Annotated in this window: 17 protein-coding genes; all 17 read left to right on the forward strand. The window is 58.5% G+C overall.

All coding sequences use genetic code 11. From position 1 onward, the window contains the following. Positions 1 to 155: 155 nt before the first annotated feature. The gene (locus tag HPY71_08195; protein NPV53491.1) at positions 156 to 962 is read left to right on the forward strand and encodes a TIGR00159 family protein; all 807 of its coding nucleotides are present in this window, start codon (positions 156 to 158) and stop codon (positions 960 to 962) included. After that, on the forward strand, positions 959 to 1,687 hold the full coding sequence (locus HPY71_08200; protein ID NPV53492.1) for a hypothetical protein: 729 nt from the start codon (positions 959 to 961) through the stop codon (positions 1,685 to 1,687). The genes HPY71_08195 and HPY71_08200 overlap by 4 nt, the downstream gene beginning before the upstream one ends. A 153-nt stretch (positions 1,688 to 1,840) precedes the next feature. Further along, positions 1,841 to 3,190 carry a phosphoglucosamine mutase gene (locus tag HPY71_08205; GenBank protein NPV53493.1) on the forward strand — a complete coding sequence of 450 codons (1,350 nt, stop codon included), beginning with the start codon at positions 1,841 to 1,843 and terminating at the stop codon, positions 3,188 to 3,190. 35 nt (positions 3,191 to 3,225) lie between these two features. Further along, on the forward strand, positions 3,226 to 5,100 hold the full coding sequence (glmS, locus tag HPY71_08210; protein ID NPV53494.1) for a glutamine--fructose-6-phosphate transaminase (isomerizing): 1,875 nt from the start codon (positions 3,226 to 3,228) through the stop codon (positions 5,098 to 5,100). A gap of 33 nt (positions 5,101 to 5,133) precedes the next feature. Next, positions 5,134 to 5,568, forward strand: a complete 435-nt coding sequence (gene acpS / locus HPY71_08215; protein ID NPV53495.1) for a holo-ACP synthase — start codon at positions 5,134 to 5,136, stop codon at positions 5,566 to 5,568. After that, positions 5,516 to 7,135 carry an NAD(P)H-hydrate dehydratase gene (locus HPY71_08220; protein ID NPV53496.1) on the forward strand — a complete coding sequence of 540 codons (1,620 nt, stop codon included), beginning with the start codon at positions 5,516 to 5,518 and terminating at the stop codon, positions 7,133 to 7,135. Before acpS ends, HPY71_08220 begins: the two co-directional genes overlap by 53 nt. A 126-nt stretch (positions 7,136 to 7,261) precedes the next feature. Next, positions 7,262 to 8,419 carry an alanine racemase gene (gene alr / locus HPY71_08225; protein ID NPV53497.1) on the forward strand — a complete coding sequence of 386 codons (1,158 nt, stop codon included), beginning with the start codon at positions 7,262 to 7,264 and terminating at the stop codon, positions 8,417 to 8,419. A gap of 60 nt (positions 8,420 to 8,479) precedes the next feature. Continuing rightward, complete coding sequence (gene lpdA, locus HPY71_08230; protein NPV53498.1) at positions 8,480 to 10,012, forward strand: dihydrolipoyl dehydrogenase; 1,533 nt, start codon at positions 8,480 to 8,482, stop codon at positions 10,010 to 10,012. A 117-nt stretch (positions 10,013 to 10,129) separates the two neighbouring features. Next, entirely contained in the window at positions 10,130 to 10,423 is a 294-nt protein-coding gene (locus tag HPY71_08235; GenBank protein ID NPV53499.1) for a ribbon-helix-helix protein, CopG family, read from the forward strand. Further along, entirely contained in the window at positions 10,413 to 10,772 is a 360-nt protein-coding gene (locus HPY71_08240) for a type II toxin-antitoxin system PemK/MazF family toxin (GenBank protein NPV53500.1), read from the forward strand. Before HPY71_08235 ends, HPY71_08240 begins: the two co-directional genes overlap by 11 nt. 105 nt (positions 10,773 to 10,877) lie before the next feature. Then, positions 10,878 to 12,122, forward strand: a complete 1,245-nt coding sequence (locus HPY71_08245) for an amidohydrolase (protein NPV53501.1) — start codon at positions 10,878 to 10,880, stop codon at positions 12,120 to 12,122. 201 nt (positions 12,123 to 12,323) lie between these two features. Next, entirely contained in the window at positions 12,324 to 13,931 is a 1,608-nt protein-coding gene (locus HPY71_08250; GenBank protein NPV53502.1) for a D-aminoacylase, read from the forward strand. A gap of 413 nt (positions 13,932 to 14,344) precedes the next feature. Next, on the forward strand, positions 14,345 to 14,533 hold the full coding sequence (locus tag HPY71_08255; protein ID NPV53503.1) for an aspartyl-phosphate phosphatase Spo0E family protein: 189 nt from the start codon (positions 14,345 to 14,347) through the stop codon (positions 14,531 to 14,533). Between the two features lie 411 nt (positions 14,534 to 14,944). Continuing rightward, positions 14,945 to 15,409 carry a tRNA (adenosine(37)-N6)-threonylcarbamoyltransferase complex ATPase subunit type 1 TsaE gene (gene tsaE / locus HPY71_08260; GenBank protein ID NPV53504.1) on the forward strand — a complete coding sequence of 155 codons (465 nt, stop codon included), beginning with the start codon at positions 14,945 to 14,947 and terminating at the stop codon, positions 15,407 to 15,409. Further along, positions 15,390 to 16,157 carry a tRNA (adenosine(37)-N6)-threonylcarbamoyltransferase complex dimerization subunit type 1 TsaB gene (gene tsaB / locus HPY71_08265; GenBank protein ID NPV53505.1) on the forward strand — a complete coding sequence of 256 codons (768 nt, stop codon included), beginning with the start codon at positions 15,390 to 15,392 and terminating at the stop codon, positions 16,155 to 16,157. The genes tsaE and tsaB overlap by 20 nt, the downstream gene beginning before the upstream one ends. Then, positions 16,127 to 16,585 (forward strand): ribosomal protein S18-alanine N-acetyltransferase, encoded by a 459-nt coding sequence (gene rimI, locus HPY71_08270; GenBank protein NPV53506.1) that lies wholly within the window; start codon positions 16,127 to 16,129, stop codon positions 16,583 to 16,585. The genes tsaB and rimI overlap by 31 nt, the downstream gene beginning before the upstream one ends. A gap of 20 nt (positions 16,586 to 16,605) precedes the next feature. Then, positions 16,606 to 16,827 (forward strand): tRNA (adenosine(37)-N6)-threonylcarbamoyltransferase complex transferase subunit TsaD (locus HPY71_08275; protein ID NPV53507.1); only part of this gene is annotated, 222 nt, incomplete at its 3' end.

The following is a 16,827-nucleotide window of genomic DNA, read 5'->3' on the forward strand; positions in this document are numbered from 1 at the left end:
GGGAGTTTATCCCAGGCACTTGCGCGCCCAGCTAAAGAAGGGTATGATAGAATCGTCCGGTGAAAAGTCCGGCATGACGGAGACCCGGCGTCTCGGGAGGGCGGGCAATGCCTGTTAGTTTGGATTTCGCCAGGTTGAGAGATGTGCTGCTGCATATGAACGCGGCCAGGGCCGTGGCCGTGGTGGCTGATATCCTGATCGTGGCGTATGTTATTTACCGGATATTGGTGCTGATACGGGGCACGAGGGCCATATCGCTCATAAAGGGGCTGGCGGTGTTGTTCATCGCCAACCTTGCGAGCAGGATACTCGGGCTCACCACGGTCTATTGGCTTCTCCAGCAGACCATTACCATGGTCTTCGTCGCCCTGCCCATTGTCTTCATGCCCGAGCTGCGGCGTGCCCTCGAACAGATCGGCAGGGGGAGGCTTTTTGGCGCGAGTTTCGATCTTTTTTCGCGCGAGGATGCGGCCCGCTCCATAGGAGAAATTGCAAGAGCAGCTTCATCCCTTTCGGCTCAAAAGATCGGCGCCCTGATCGTTATGGAACGTGATACAGGCTTGCAGGATTTTGTCGAAACGGGTGTCAGGATGGATGCCGCAGTATCCACCGAGCTTCTCATGAATATATTTATACCGAACACCCCGCTTCACGACGGGTCAGTAATCATCCGCGGCGGTAGAATCGCCGCGGCCAGTTGTTATTTGCCGCTAACCGAGAATCCCAACCTGAGCAAGCGGCTCGGGACCCGCCACAGGGCGGCCCTGGGCATTTCTGAGCAGACTGATGCGGTAGCGGTGGTCGTGTCTGAGGAGACTGGGGCGATCTCCATAGCGTCTGGCGGGAGGTTGACCCGCCATCTTGATGAGGCGAGCCTGAAGCAGAAGCTGGCCAGCCTCCTGGCGCCTGCGGCCAGGAAAAGGTCCAGCTTCTGGGAATGGGTCAGGGGTGAGGTCCGGTGAGAGGGCTTTTCGACCAGGACTTCTCAACCAGGCTTCTCGCACTGTTCCTCGCCATCGTGATATGGTTTGTCGTGGCTGCGGACACGGGCTCGAGGGTGGTAAGGACACCGAAGCCCGCCCCTGCTCAGCCGGGGGTCGAGGTCCAGGTCCAGGTGGAGCGGGTCATGGATGCCCCTGTTGAGCTGCGGGGCCCGGACCAGGGGTTCATCGCGGTTCCTGAGCGCAGCTCCGTGGTGCTTACCGTGCGTGGTTCCAGGGCTAGGGTCCGGGAGGCTGCCTCGCAGGTGAAAGCATATGTTTCCCTCTCGGGCCTGGCCGAAGGCCGCCATATTCTACGTGTCGAGGCCCAGGCCCCGGTGGGGCTCTCCATTGAGGAGATCGATCCCCCCGAGATCGCGGTCGAGCTTCAGAGGGTGGTTTCGAAGACTATCCCGATAACCATTGCTATCTTTGAATTCCCCGGGGGAGGCTTCCTGGTTTCGGAGCCGGTGGCGGAGCCCGGCCAGGTGACTGTAACAGGGCCTTTCAGCTTGGTGGAGAGGGTTCAGTCCGTTGTCGCCAGGATCGATCTGGGTGACAAGGCTGGGGTTCTAGAGCAGGTTGTTGAGCCGCGTGCTGTGGACGCTTCGGGGGCGCCGGTGGAGAGTGTGACGGTGCACCCGCCGGTTGTGAAGGTGAAGGCAGAGATCGCGCCCCTTCCGGCTGCTCCTCCCGAGAGCCCTTGAGCCTAAAGAGTGCTATGGCGAAGCGCTGTAGCCTGTAGCGAAGCGTTATAGCCTATAGCAAACCGTTATAGCTCTATAGCTAACTCTGTAGCTAAGCGTTATAGCTTTATAATTTTATGATTTGAGATTTCCCGGAGGTGGGTTTTGAAGGATATGGGCAGGCTTTTCGGGACCGACGGGGTTAGGGATGTGGCAAATGCGGGGCTCTCGCCTGAGCTCGCATTCAAGCTGGGCAGGGCCGGCGGCGCCATGTTATTGAGAAAGGGCTTTGACCATCCTAGAATAGTGCTGGGGCGCGATACGCGGATATCCGGGGATATGCTGGAGGCTGCCCTGATTGCGGGCATGACGTCCTGCGGGGCCGAGGTGTTGAAGGTCGGCGTGATCCCAACGCCAGGAGTCGCTTTTTTGACGAGGGAGCTCAAGGCCCACGCCGGGGTCGTTATCTCGGCGTCTCATAATCCAGTAGAGTATAACGGGATAAAGTTTTTCTCGTCAGATGGCTTCAAGCTCCTCGATGAGGATGAGGAGCTGATCGAGCAGTTGGCGCTGGACGGCCAGGCCTACGAGGATATCCCGCGGCCGACGGGCGGGGGGATAGGCATGGTGCGGGCCGTCGCGGACGCCGAGGATCTATATGCGCGCTATATTATGAAGACTGCTGAGATAGATCTCTCGGGTTACAGGATAGTAATTGACTGCGCTCACGGCGCAGCTTACCGGGTTGCGCCCCGCGTCCTGTCAGAGTTGGGGGCAACGGTTATCCCCATCAACGTTGAGCCAAACGGCGTGAATATAAATGTCGATTGTGGATCCACGCATCCCGAGAGGGCGCAAGAGGCCGTCAAGGAGCATGGGGCGGACCTGGGGTTGGCTCACGATGGCGATGCCGACAGGCTCATAGCCATCGATGAGAATGGACATATCGTGGATGGCGACCACATCATGGCGATCTGTGGCCTCGACAGGCTCCGGAACGGCTCCCTGCCCGGGAATACCATCGTTGCGACCGTTTACAGCAATCTCGGGCTTGTGCGCGCCCTTGAAAGAGAGGGTGGCCAGGTGATCATGACCAGAGCCGGCGACCGGTATGTGCTCGAGGAGATGCTCAAGCGCGGAGCCGCCCTCGGCGGAGAGCAGTCTGGACATGTAATTTTCCTCGATCATAATACGACTGGCGATGGGCTGATAACCGCCCTCCAGCTGCTTTCCGTCATGAAGAGGACCGGCAAATGCCTCTCGGAGCTTGCAGCCATAATGGAGACCTACCCCCAGGTGTTGGTGAATGTGAGGGTCCACGATAAGAGCGGGCTTGAGAATAACCACCGCATAGCGAAGGCCATAGAGAGCGCGGAGGGAAGGCTTTTGGGTGAAGGCCGTATATTTGTACGGTGCTCGGGCACGGAGCCCCTGGTTAGGATCCTTGGGGAGGGCCCCGATGCATCAATTGTTGAGAGTGCAGTAAACGATGTCGCGCGCGTCATAGAGGAGGAATTGTGCTAGTTAGCAGCCAGTTGAGAAGGGGGAAAGGGACAGGAATGTGTGGGATAGTAGGGTATATCGGCGATAAACAGGCAACGCCGATCCTCCTGGAGAATCTTAAGAAATTGGAATATCGGGGCTACGATTCATCTGGCCTGGCGGTTTATGATCGTGATAGAATAGAAGTGCGAAAGGCCGAGGGCAGGATCGCGCGACTCGAGGAGATGCTGAAGGGCGATGAACCCGGGGGCTCGGCCGGCATAGGCCATACGCGGTGGGCGACCCATGGTCGTCCTTCTGATATAAACGCCCACCCGCACGCGGATTGCTCCGGCGAGTTCGTCGTGGTCCACAACGGCATTATCGAGAACTACCTCGAGCTGAAGGAGTGGCTGGAATCCAGGGGTCATACCTTCAAATCGGAGACGGATACAGAGGTCCTGCCGCACCTTGTGGAGGAGTTTTACAGGGGAGGACCTGGTGACAGCGAAGGGGACGACCCCGTCAATGATGGGGAGCTCGAGGCGGCCGTCCGGGAGGCTATAGGGCGGGCACAGGGTTCATTCGCTATCGCGGTTATGAGCCAGCGCGAGCCGGACAGGATAGTTGTTGCGCGAAAGAACAGCCCCCTCATCGTCGGCCTCGGGGATGGCGAGAACTTCCTCGCATCCGACATACCCGCCCTGCTTGCCTGGACCAACAGGGTAATAGTCCTGGATGACGGGGAGATGGCCGTCCTGACGAGGGATGGGGTCAGGGTATCGACCTTTGATGGTGAGCCCGTTGCCAAGGATGTCCTCGATGTCAAGTGGGGGCCCGGTTTGATCGAAAAGGGCGGGTATGAACACTTCATGTTGAAGGAAATCCACGAAGAGCCGCGGGCCATCCGGGATACGCTCGCAGGCCGCATAAATGGCAGGACCGGGGAGGTCTCGCTCGAGGATTTCGAGCTCGATGATGATTACCTCCGGCGCCTGAAGAAGATCGCCATCGTAGCGTGTGGGACGGCCTACCATGCCGGGCTCGTCGGGAAAAAGGTGATCGAGAGGCTCGCCCGGATCCCTGTGGAGGTTGAACTAGCTTCTGAGTTCAGGTATAGCGACCCGATGGTGGGGCCTGACGTGCTCACCATCGTGATAAGCCAGTCGGGGGAGACGGCGGACACGCTTGCCGGCCTGCGTGAGGCAAGGGCGCGCGGCTCGCGGGTCCTCGCGATAACGAATGTGGTTGGGAGCTCCGTCGCGCGCGAAGCGGATGACGTAATTCATACGTGGGCAGGGCCGGAGATCGCGGTCGCGTCCACTAAGGCATACGTGGCGCAGCTTGTGAGCCTCTACCTGTTCGGGATATACCTGGGCAGGAGGGCGGGGGCCCTCAAGCCCGAGGACAGCAAGCGCCTTGTTGAGGAGATCAGGCAGCTGCCCCAGCATGTTGATATGCTGTTCGGGCGCCACGAGGAGCGGGTGAGGGATTTTGCGAGGGAGTTCGCTAGGTGCGAGGATGTTTTCTTCATCGGGAGGGGCCTTGACTACGCTGTATCCATGGAGGGCAGCCTCAAGCTGAAAGAGGTTTCATATATCCGCGCCGAGGCATATGCGGCGGGCGAGTTGAAGCACGGGACCCTCGCGCTCATCGTCCAGGGGGTGCCGGTGTTTGCCCTCACCACGCAGCTTGATGTGTATGAAAAGATGTTGAGCAATATCAAGGAAGTCAAGGCGAGGGACGCAACAGTGATCGCCCTGGCTTTCGAGGGCGATGAAACCATTGGGAAGCTTGTCGATTATGTAATTCATATCCCAAAGGTGGACCCCCTGCTTACGCCGGTGCTTTCCGTTGTCCCGCTCCAGCTTTTCGCCTATTATGCGGCTGTGGCGCGCGGGTGCGACGTGGATAAACCGAGGAATCTGGCAAAGAGCGTAACCGTGGAATAGATGGAATAGATGGAATAGATAGGGTTGCTAATGATGATAAAGGGCATCGGCGTGGACATGATCGAGATAGGGCGCATAGCCGAGCTCATGGTCCGCAAGGGTGACAGGCTCAGCGAAAGGGTATTTACCCCGCGGGAGCTTGAATGCGCGAGGGATGGCCGCTATCATGGTCTCGCCGCTCGTTTTGCGGCGAAGGAGGCGGTTGCAAAGGCCCTTGGGACCGGCGTAAGAGGGTTTGGGTGGAACGAGATCGAGATCGTCGAGAACCCATCGGGGGCGCCAGCGGTCGTCCTTCACGGAAGGGCGGTAGACGTTGCCAGGCGCCTCGGGGTCGGCCAGGTGTTTGTCAGCCTGTCTCATTGCGATAGCTATGCGATCGCCTTCGCCATTGCAGTTGGGGGTGACCATGCATCTCATGAAAGTTGTGACTGCCGGGGAAATGAGGGAGATCGACCGCAGGACAATTGAGGATATCGGGATCCCGGGGATCGTCTTGATGGAGAACGCCGGTCGCGCCGTTGCGGATGCCGCCGGCAGGGTGCTTGGTAGTCTTACCGTTAGCGGGTCCGGCTGCGATGGCGGAGGTGCGGCTGGGGACGGGGACACGGCCGGGAACGTTGCCGGCCGCCGGGTTTGCATCTTCGCGGGCAAGGGGAATAACGGTGGGGACGGGTTTGTTGCGGCTCGCTACCTCGCAAATAGGGGGGCACGGGTCAAGGCTTTCCTCCTGGGCAAGAAGGAGGAGGTCAAGGGTGATGCCGCAGTCAACCTCGCGGCGCTCGCCAGGATGGGACTCGAGGTTGAAGAGCTATCCCAGGGTGAATTGCACAAGGCCCGGGTCGCCATATCCATCTCCGATATCGTAATCGATGCGATTTTCGGCACGGGTTTCAAGGGGGAGATTAGCGGGCTTGCAGCTCTTGTCATCGAGGCGATAAACGATTCCTCCCGCCCCGTCATCTCTGTGGATATACCGTCAGGCGTTGACGCCGATACGGGAGGGGTTGCAGGGAGGTGCGTCAGGGCATCATATACCGTGACAATGGGCCTGCCCAAGGTGGGGCTCATGCTGTATCCCGGAGCGCTCTATGCGGGGAACGTCGTTGTCGCCGATATTGGCATACCATCAGCCTTCGCCTCCGACGAGAGGCTGCGCTTTAATATGTCGACGTCCGGTTACGTGCGGGGGTTATTGCCCGCGAGGCACCCCGATTCCCACAAGGGCGATTTCGGGAGGATCCTCGTGATCGCCGGGTCCGAGGGAATGATAGGAGCTGCTGCGCTGACCTGTCTTTCGGCTTTGCGTACCGGGGCGGGCCTTGTCACCCTCGGCATTGCCCGGAGCCTTCACGATTTGATGGAAATAAAGCTCACAGAGGTTATAACAAGGCCGCTTCCCGAAACGGAGGCGCGGTCCTTGAGCATTGCCGCGCAAGGCATGATCGAAAGCACTGCAAAGCGAGCGGATGTGCTTGCTATAGGGCCGGGGCTTTCCACAAATAGCGAAACGGCCCAGCTTGTCAGGAATCTGCTTGTATCCCTCAACATGCCAGCCGTCGTAGATGCGGATGCTCTCAATGCTATCGCCCAGGACATCTCCGTGCTCCGGGCCGCGCGGGCGCCTCTCGTCCTGACGCCTCATGGGGGGGAGATGGCCAGGCTCCTTGGCGTCAACGTTAACGAGGTGAAACGAGACAGGCTTGCTACAGCTTGCAGGGCGGCAAGGCAATGGGGCAAGGTTGTGGTCTTTAAGGGTGCGAGGACGATTATCGCCGATCCATCGGGGGCTGCATATATAAACCCCACCGGTAACCCGGGGATGGCGACTGCCGGTAGCGGCGACGTGTTAACCGGCGCGATAGCCGGCCTGATCGCTCAGGGACTGGCCCCTTTTGAGGCAGCCATCGCTGGTGTCTATATTCACGGGCTCGCGGGCGACTTGGCCCTGGAGGATAAAGGAGAGGCTGGGCTCCTCGCCGGGGATATCCTTGAGAGGTTGCCGCTCGCGGAGACACGGCTCAGGAAAGGCCGGTAGCGGCCTCAGGCTTCAGGTGGGGCGCGCGCGGGCGCGGGTGCAGCTCTCAATGCGGGGATGGAGATGTGGTGTAAGGAGCTGCGGGGCCACGGAGCCGGGAGAGGTGGAGTTTAAGTGTGGGATTACATGCTGGATAGGCCGACGCGGGCGGAGATCAACCTGGATAATATAGCTCATAATATGCGGGAGATCCGCAGGAAGATAGGCCCGGGGCCGGAGATAATGGCCGTCGTAAAAGCTGATGCGTATGGCCACGGGGCCGAAAAGGTCTCGGCTACCGTGCTCGGGAGCGGCGCGACCTGGCTGGGCGTGGCAACGGTCGAAGAGGGGATCCTCCTACGCAAAAGCGGAATTATAGCGCCCATCCTCATATTGGGCACGATCTTCCCCCCGCAGGCCAAGAGGGCTTTACGTTATGGACTGACGGTTACCGTGTCGGATTATGAATTCGCGGAGGCCCTGGCTTTATGCGCAACCCAGGAGGGGCGGAGGGCCAAGGTCCATGTGAAAATAGACACGGGGATGAGCCGGATCGGCGTCACCCCCGGGGATGCCGTGAGCTTTGTGAGGAGGCTCGCCGCGCTGCCAAATATCGAGATCGAGGGGGTTTTTACGCACTTTGCAACGGCGGATAGCGACCTCGATTTCGCCCGGGTCCAGCTCGATAGGTTTAACGGGGTCCTCGCCAGCCTCTCGGAGGGCGGTATTAAGATCCCTATCCGGCATGCCGCCAACAGCGCGGCGATTCTCACCCTACTGGAGAGCCATTTTAACATGGTGAGGGCCGGGATCATCATATACGGGCTCTCCCCTTTTGGTCTGCAGGGCAGAATGCCCTCGCATCACGGCCCGGGCTCGAGCCCCAACCCTACCCTGGACCTCCGGCCCGCTCTCAGTCTGAAAACGCGCGTGGCCTATGTCAAGAGGGTTCCCGCCGGGACGCCCGTAAGCTATGGTTGCACCCATGTAACCCGTTGCGCGACGACCATCGCAACGCTCCCGATCGGGTATGCTGATGGCCTGATAAGGGCCCTCTCAAATAAGGGGCACGTGCTGATAAAGGGGCAGCGCTGTCCCATAGTCGGCACAATATGCATGGATACCTGCATGGTGGATGCGGGTGATCTCGAGGTGGAGGCCGGGGATGAGGCCGTGCTCATCGGCAGGCAGGATAATAGAGAGATAACTGCGGAGGAAGTGGCGGACGCTGCGGGAACGATCAATTACGAGATTGTGTGCGCCATAAGCAAGAGGGTTCCGAGGATTTATCTTCCAAATAGCTAAGATGCTGAACTAAATTGACTCGGGCTATGGAAATTCCAGCTATGGGGGAGTTTTTCGGCAATGAACAGGGAGAATGATAGGGAGAATGTTGGTACAGGCATCAACTCTGGCAACAGCAACTCAAGCAATGAATTTGACGTTATCGTGATCGGAGGAGGGCCCGGCGGTTATGTGGCAGCGATCCGGGCGGCGCAGCTCGGCGCCGGAGCTGGCTCCAGGGTCTGCCTGGTAGAGAAGGCTGACTTGGGCGGCACATGCCTCAATCGGGGTTGTATCCCTACTAAGGCCCTTGTCGCAAGCGCTTCTGCGCTTGAGTTTGTGAAGCGGCTCGGCGATTTCGGGGTGCGTGCCGGGGACGGGGAAGTCAGCTACGATTTCGGGGCGATGATGGACCGGAAGGACAGGATCGTGGAGCGGTTGAGGGGCGGCGTGGCCTTCCTCCTCAAAAAGCACAAGGTGACCGTCATCAAGGGGAAGGCCCGGCTTACAGGGGCGAGAACCGTTGAGGTGGAATTGGAGGGCCAGCAGGCGACTGCTCGACCGGATGCCCGGCCGGTGCGGGATGGCGAAACAGGAGCGCAGGCAGGCGAGGGCACTGTCGTGCTGGGCGCCGGGACCATCATCATCGCGACCGGGTCGCGTCCTGTGATATTCCCGGGTTTCGAGCACGACGGGGAGACCATCCTCACGAGCGATGAGGTTCTAAATCTCAGGGAGGTTCCCGGCACCCTCCTTATCGTTGGTGGTGGCGTTATCGGGTGCGAGTTTGCCTGCATTTTCTCGGCGCTCGGGACCAAGGTTACCATAATAGAACTTATGTCATCAATCCTCCCGACCGAGGATAAGGATATCCAGAGGCTATTGTCGGCCGCCATGCGAAAGCGCGGCGTGCAGGTGAAAACCGGCATTAAGATCACGTCGATCGCGAGGGTCGACGGCCAGGCCGTGGCGACCCTCGAGTCCGGGGAGACTGTGGTGTGCGATAAAGCGCTCATTTCCGTAGGCAGGGCGTGCAACTCGGACGGTATAGGGCTGGAATCCGCCGGCGTCAATGTAGGCCGCAAGGGGGAGATCATCGTTGATGATATGATGGCCACCAGTGTGCCAGGAATTTACGCGATCGGCGATGTGACCGGAAAAACCTTGCTTGCCCATGTTGCTTCAGCTCAGGGTATTGTGGCGGCGCATAATATTATGGGCGGCAGGAAGCAGATGAATTACGATGCTGTGCCGGCCTGCATCTTCACCGCGCCGGAGATCGCAAGCGTGGGCCTGACCGCGGATAAGGCGCGGGAGCATGGGATCGAAGTGGCCGTGGGTAGATTTCCGTTTGCGGCCAGCGGCAAGGCAGTCAGCATGAACGAGGTTGAAGGTTTCGTCAAGATGGTAGCCGACAAGGAAACTGACAGACTTCTCGGGGTCCAGATCGTCGGGCCGCACGCGACGGAGCTCATAGCCGAGGCCACGCTCGCGGTGAGGTCATCGATAACGGCGTGCGAATTCGCCGAGACGATCCATGCTCACCCGACGCTCTCAGAAGCGTTGATGGAGGCAGCCGAGGCTGTGCATGGACTTTCTATCCACAGCGCGTAGGCCATACAGGCGCGTTATATAGGCGTGTTATATAATAGTAGTGTAGAATTAAATATATACTAGTGATGAGAGGATCAATAGAATAATCCGGCAAGTCTTCTATATGGGGGTGCTAGGGTGGCTGAGGTCAAGAGGATCATGATATGCCTGCCGGATACATTGCTAGCGGAAGTGGACGGCATTGTCAGGAAGGAGAATCGCAACAGGAGCGAGTTCATCCGGGAGGCGATGCGCCGCTATATTAAGGAGAGGCGGAAGGCAGAGATACGCACGCGGATGAAGGATGGCTACCTGAAAATGGCGAACCTGAACCAGGAACTTGCTGAGGGCGCCCTCGCTGTCGATGCCCGGGTGCTGGATGATTACGAGGCATATCTTGTCGGGAGTGAAGAGCCCAGGGATGATGATTAGGAGGGGCGACATCTATTACGCTGACCTTAACCCCGTCATCGGTTCCGAGCAGGGCGGCATTCGTCCCGTCATCATCTTGCAGAATGATATAGGGAACCGGTACAGCCCGACCACCATAGTTGCAGCTGTAACGTCCAAAATCAAGCGGGCCAAGCTTCCCACGCATGTTGAACTGTCTGCGGCCAGGAGCAAGCTGGATGTAGATTCGGTGGCGCTGCTCGAGCAGATTCGAACCCTCGATACCCGCAGGTTGAAGGAAAAGGTATCCCACCTGGACCCGCGGACCATGGAGAAAATCAACAAGGCGTTGGAGATCAGCCTGGGCCTGGATGATTTGAACGATCTGTGATGTAGCTTCATAAATTCATAAATATAAATAATGAAATGACGAGTTATGACGGGTGGCATGTAAAAAATCGGGAGATTTACCATGACTACAGCGGGGGAGTGGCGTATGTCGTCGCAGTGCGTGATGCTTGAAAACGCAAAGAGGATTGAGCCCAGGCTCATTGAGATCAGGCGCGCGATCCACATGAACCCCGAATTGGGCGGGATGGAATTTAAAACATCCCGCCTTGTTGCTCAGGTGCTTCAGGAATTTGGGATGAAGGTTACAGAGAACGTCGCAGGGACGGGGATTGTTGGCCTTCTAAGGGGAGCCGGTGACGTTACAGGTGCAGCCGGGGCGGGCGAGAAGACCGTGGCGATCAGGGCGGATATGGATGCGTTGCCGATTCAGGATAAAAAGGATGTTCCATACCGGTCGAGGATCCCCGGCGTCATGCACGCATGCGGTCATGACGGCCATGTGGCCATGGTACTCGGGGCTGCGATGCTCCTAGCCGACCTGAAGAACCAGAACAAGCTCCCCGGCAACGTAAAATTCATATTCCAGCCGGCTGAGGAGGGCCCCGGAGGGGCAAAGCCCATGATCGAGGCCGGTGTTCTTAAAAACCCCAGGGTTGATATGATACTGGGGATACACATCTGGCCCGAAATCCCCGCTGGCAGGGTGGCAATAAAGAGCGGTGCAGCCCTCGCGTCCACCGATGAAATACGGATAAGGATCAAGGGTGAGGGCGGTCATGGCGCGGCCCCCCACAGGGCGGTGGATGCCATAGTCGTGGCGGCGCAGGTCATAAGCGCCCTGCAGACGATAGTGAGCCGCGAGGTGAGCCCAATGAGCCCCGTGGTCCTGACTATAGGGACGATCCACGGGGGCTATCGCCATAACGTCATAGCCGACGAGGTGGCCATGACGGGCACGCTCAGGACCCTGAACCCCGCGGTAAGGATGGAGCTCCCGGGAAGGATAGACCGCCTCCTGCGCGGTATAGCGGGCGGCATGAGGGCATCAGCGGAGTTTACGCATATACCGGGGTATCCTCCCACTGTCAATGATGGCCGGATCGCGGAGCTCGCATCGCGCTCGGCGGCCAGGGTCGTAGGGGACACCAATGTAATCCGCGAGATCGAGCCATCCCTGGGCGGCGAGGACTTTTCCTATTTTCTCGAGCTCGTCCCCGGGGTTTTCATCATGCTGGGTGCCGGCAACCCGGAAGCCGGTATCACCTTTCCCTCCCATCACCCGCGGTTTGATTTTGATGAGCGCGCTCTCGCTATCGGCGCCGCTATACTGGCCCAGGCTACGTTCGACTACCTCTCCCTCCCGGAATCCGGCGGCGATTTCCTGCCCTGACAGGGTTTCAATGAGACACTCTCACATGCATCATACGCAATCACAAGAGACAGCCGCATGGCATAATTTTATATAGCCATCTATAGTCGTTTCCTTCATTGAGCATTAGAGCGTTGAGCAATTCAAATCATGGGTAATAACTCTCCGAAAAATAACTCTCCGAGAGAATTAAAACCCCAGAGAGAGGAAGAGGATGTCAGGGTGATCGATCTCATCATCAGGAACGGTTTGATCGTGGATGGGACCGGGAATCCCCCCTTTACGGGGGATGTCGTGGTGAGCCGGGATTATATCGCGGATGTGCTGCGGTCAGCAGTATACTCTGCGGAACCGGCGGAGCGCGGAGAGACCCCTGCGACGCATACTATCGATGCGAGCGGGCTGGTTGTGGCGCCGGGCTTTATAGACATTCACTCGCATTCAGATGAGAACCTGCTGGCTGATCCCAGGGCGGAGAGCAAGATCAGGCAGGGCATCACCACGGAGGTCGTGGGGAACTGCGGGTCATCCCTCGCACCGCTCGCCGGAGCTGCAGAGCGTGAGGCGCGCCAGGGGCTTGCGAGCCTGGATATCAAGGTGACGTGGCGGGGGTTCGGCGAGTACCTGGAGGCCTTGAGCCAGAGGAAAACCGCGGTAAATGTCGCTGGTCTCATTGGCCACGGCACCGTCAGGGCCGCCGTTATGGGGTTTGAGAGTCGCGCTCCGAGCCCCGGGGAGCTGGAAACAATGAGGGATCTCATAACCAGGGCGATGGATGAAGGAGCCTGGGGGCTGTCAACCGGGCTCATATACCCCCCTTCGAGCTATTCATCAACGGAAGAGCTCGTGGAGCTTGCGAGGGCCGCCGGGAGGCGGGGAGGCATTTACGCCAGCCACATCCGAAACGAGGATTGCCATGTTGTTGAGGCAACCCGTGAGGCGATCGATATCGGTGCGAGGGCAGGCATACCTGTTCAGATTTCCCACCACAAGGCCAGCTCCCGGGCAAACTGGGGCAAGGTCGCCACGACCCTGGCCATGATAGATGAGGCGAGGGAGAGGGGAAATGATGTTACGTGCGACGTCTACCCCTATACCGCTTCATCGACGGGCCTATCAGTGGTGTTGCCGCAGTGGCTTTTCGATGGCGGCCGCGAGAAGCTCCTTGAACGCCTGCGAGACAAGAGGGTGCTGGGCGCGATCCGGGATGAGGTGGAGGAGCGTGAGGGCCGGGGTTTTGGGTGGGAGAATATAGTCATCTCAGCTGTCTGCCTGGAGAAGAACAAGGCGCTCGAGGGGAAGAGCATCCTGGATATTGCAATGGAGCGAGGCAGGGAGCCTTTTGATGTCGTCGTGGAGCTACTGCTCGAGGAGGGCGGGGAGGCCCAGACGGTGAGATTTGGCATGTGCGAGGAGGATGTTACCCTGGTCCTGCGCCACCCCGAGAGCATGATCGGGACTGATGCCGGGGCAAGGGCGCAGGATGGCCCGCTGAGCAGGGGCAAGCCCCACCCGCGGAGCTATGGTGCGTTCCCCCGGGTATTGGCGAGATACGTGCGGGAGAGAGGGGTTCTTACCCTGGAGGAGGCTGTGCGCAAGATGACCTCCGCCCCCGCGCGCAAGATCGGGCTAAAGAGGAGGGGGATCCTGGCGAGGGGGATGTTCGCTGATATAGTGATCTTCGACCCGGCGAGGATCGCTGACTGTGCGACATATTCGGAGCCGCACCAGTATGCCGCCGGGATTGAGTATGTGATCGTAAACGGGGTGCTCATAATTGAAAAAGGACGGGATCGCGGCCGATTTCCAGGGCGAAGCCTGGCCAGGTGAGGGCGTGACCTTTATGTTGGTCCGCATCCCGTATGGTGTTGCCCGAAGGCCGCGCAGTGGGCTGGCGACTTTTATATGCAAGCTTAGAGGGCGCGAAAACATTGCAAATAATTTAATTAAATTGGAGGAAATTAGAGAAGGGTGTCGAAGTAAAGTAAGTAAGCAATGAGACGAGGTTGGCGTGATGTTGGCGTCAAGATGAAGGAAGCTCGAAAGCTGAGTGTTCAGGACGTCCAGGGAATGTTGAAAAAACAGCGGATTGTGCGGTGGGGCTTGGGGAATGAGGATTACGGGTGATATATTAGGTGATATCCAGGTGATATCTAATCGATGGGACGGTGCCTAGTGTCTAATCGAAAGGATAATGATATATGTGGTGCTCCTTAGCGGGAGCCCCTCAAGGGGGGCCTAGATTGAAATTGATGCTTGACGTGATCTCTAACGAGATCGAGGTGCTTCGCGCCAGGCTCCGGCACCTTGCCGGTGAGTGCGGGGGCGTGCTCTCCTCAAATGAGATGTGCAAAATAAGTGAGGAACTGGATAGCCTTATCGTGAGATATATGGAGTTAAAAGGGTCTGCAGGAGGTGGGCAAGTCCCTTAAGAGCCTTTTGAGGCCCCGGGGTAGGAATTCAGGGTCTCCGATCAAGTTTGGAGCTGGATGCGATTCTCAAGTTTCTTAATGGGGGGAGGATTTTCATCCCATCAAGGGCGCATAATAACCTATAGATGTTGCCAGGAAGCCCGCCTGTTTATGGATTGCAGGATGGGCTTTTGTTTCCTCCGGGGGTAGCAGGGGCAAGGGTAGTAGGGGCAGCGCGACCGGCGGCAGGTTGCCAGGCTGGTGGGCAGGCTGGAAGGCTGGGCCTGGACTTGCTACCCATGGGCAAATGTATTATAATCGACACTAGCTATTTCATAACTGGTCATCTGGTCATTTCATGCGGTGGCCTCTCTCAACTGGGACGAGGGGGATGGGGTGGATCATTTGGCTGAGTTTATCGAGGTAAGTTTCATGACGTATACGCCGGGTGAAACCAGGGAGCTCGGCGAGGCTCTCGGCCGGCTCTTGAAGGTGGGTGACGTGGTCTGCCTCATAGGCGGGCTCGGCAGCGGAAAGACGTGTTTCGCCCAGGGGGTGGGGCGGGCTCTCGGGGTCAGGGAGCCGGTTACCAGCCCAACCTTTACCATTGTTCATGAATATCAGGGCACGAGGATGCCCTTTTATCATATCGACGTTTACAAGGTCGATAGCAGCGAGGAAATGGGATGCATAGGATATGAGGATTATATCTACGGTGAGGGCGCGACCGTTATAGAATGGGCTGACAAGATCCGGGAGATACTGCCAGGCGATAGGCTTGATATCTTCCTGGATGTGGTCGAGGATGGGGTGCGGCGCATCAGGCTCGTGCCGCGTGGAGAGAGGTTTAGAACTCTGGTTGAGGAGCTGGTGAGAGATGCGCGTGCTCGCCTTTGATACCTCAGCCTCCATTGGGAGCGTAGCGGTGGTTGATGATTCAGGCCCTATCGGAGAGGTATTTTTTACTGTAACGCGGGCGAGATCAGAGGAGACTATGGCCATTTGCGGGCACCTCCTGGGTGACCTGGGATTCAAGTTGAGGGATATGAACGGGATCGGCGTTGGGGTCGGTCCGGGCTCCTTCACAGGGGTCCGGATAGCTGTTACGATGGCCAAGACCCTCTCCTACATGCTCAAGATCCCGCTTGCCGGGGTTTTGACGCTAGATGCCCTAGCACATGCCATGAGATTCTGGCCAGGCGTGATCTGCCCCATGATCGCTGCCCGGCGGCGGCAGGTCTATGCGGCCAGCTATACCAGCTATGATTGTCTTGATCTTAGTGAACCGGGCGGCGAGCGTCCAGGTACAGGCAAAGGAAGGCGCCCCAGCCAGCCTGCGATCGTAGATGTGGATGTTGTGATCGAGGACATGGCAGGCCTGGGGGAGGATGTCTTATTTACAGGCGATGGGGCGGCCCGGTACCGGGCGGAAATCGAGGGTGCGTTTGCGAGGGCAGGCAAGAGGGCCCGTGCGCATGTGGCCCTGGGAATACAGGCCGCGGTGCACGCCTCGAGCATCGCTGAGATTGCGAGATGCAGGATCGAGGCGGGAGATGTGGATGACCCATTTACCCTGGCACCATTCTATTTGAGAAAGTCTGGGGCTGAACTTGTATGGGAACAAAGGTCTATGAGATCCGTTTGATGCGACAGGAGGACCTCGACCATGTTATCGAGATCGAGTCAGCTTCCTTTCCGACGCCATGGTCGAGGAACGCATTTGCCTCTGAGCTTTTTCATAATAGCAGGGCATGCTACCTGGTGGCGAGCGTGGGTGAGCGGGTCGTAGGGTATATAGGGACCTGGTTGATACTGGATGAGGCTCATGTAACTAATATAGCCGTTCACCCGGACTATCGCCGGCAGGGGATCGGGGAGACGCTTCTTCGCTCCATGATGACGGTGGCAGCCTCTCGCGGGGCCAAGAGGATGACCCTCGAGGTGCGCGTTTCCAACAGGCCGGCCCAGAGGCTCTACGAGAAGCTGGGGTTCGCCCGGATCGGCCTCCGGAGAGGTTACTATCACGACAACAATGAGGATGCGATAATAATGTGGAAGGAGGGTCTCCTGTGAGCGCGGGACAGGGTGGGGCTATTGTCATCCTGGCATTTGAGACGTCGTGTGATGAGACATCGTGCGCGGTTGTAACCGGCAACGGCACTGTGAGGGCGGCGTCCAATATCATCGCCTCCCAGGTCGAGCCCCACCAGAGATTTGGCGGCGTCGTCCCTGAGATCGCGTCGAGGAGCCATGTCGAAGCGATTATTCCCGTGCTCGACCGCGCCCTCGCAGGCGCCGGCATCGAGCCGCACGAG

The sequence above is a fragment of the Bacillota bacterium genome (assembly GCA_013178125.1).
Classification (GTDB): Bacteria; Bacillota; SHA-98; order Ch115; family JABLXJ01; genus JABLXL01.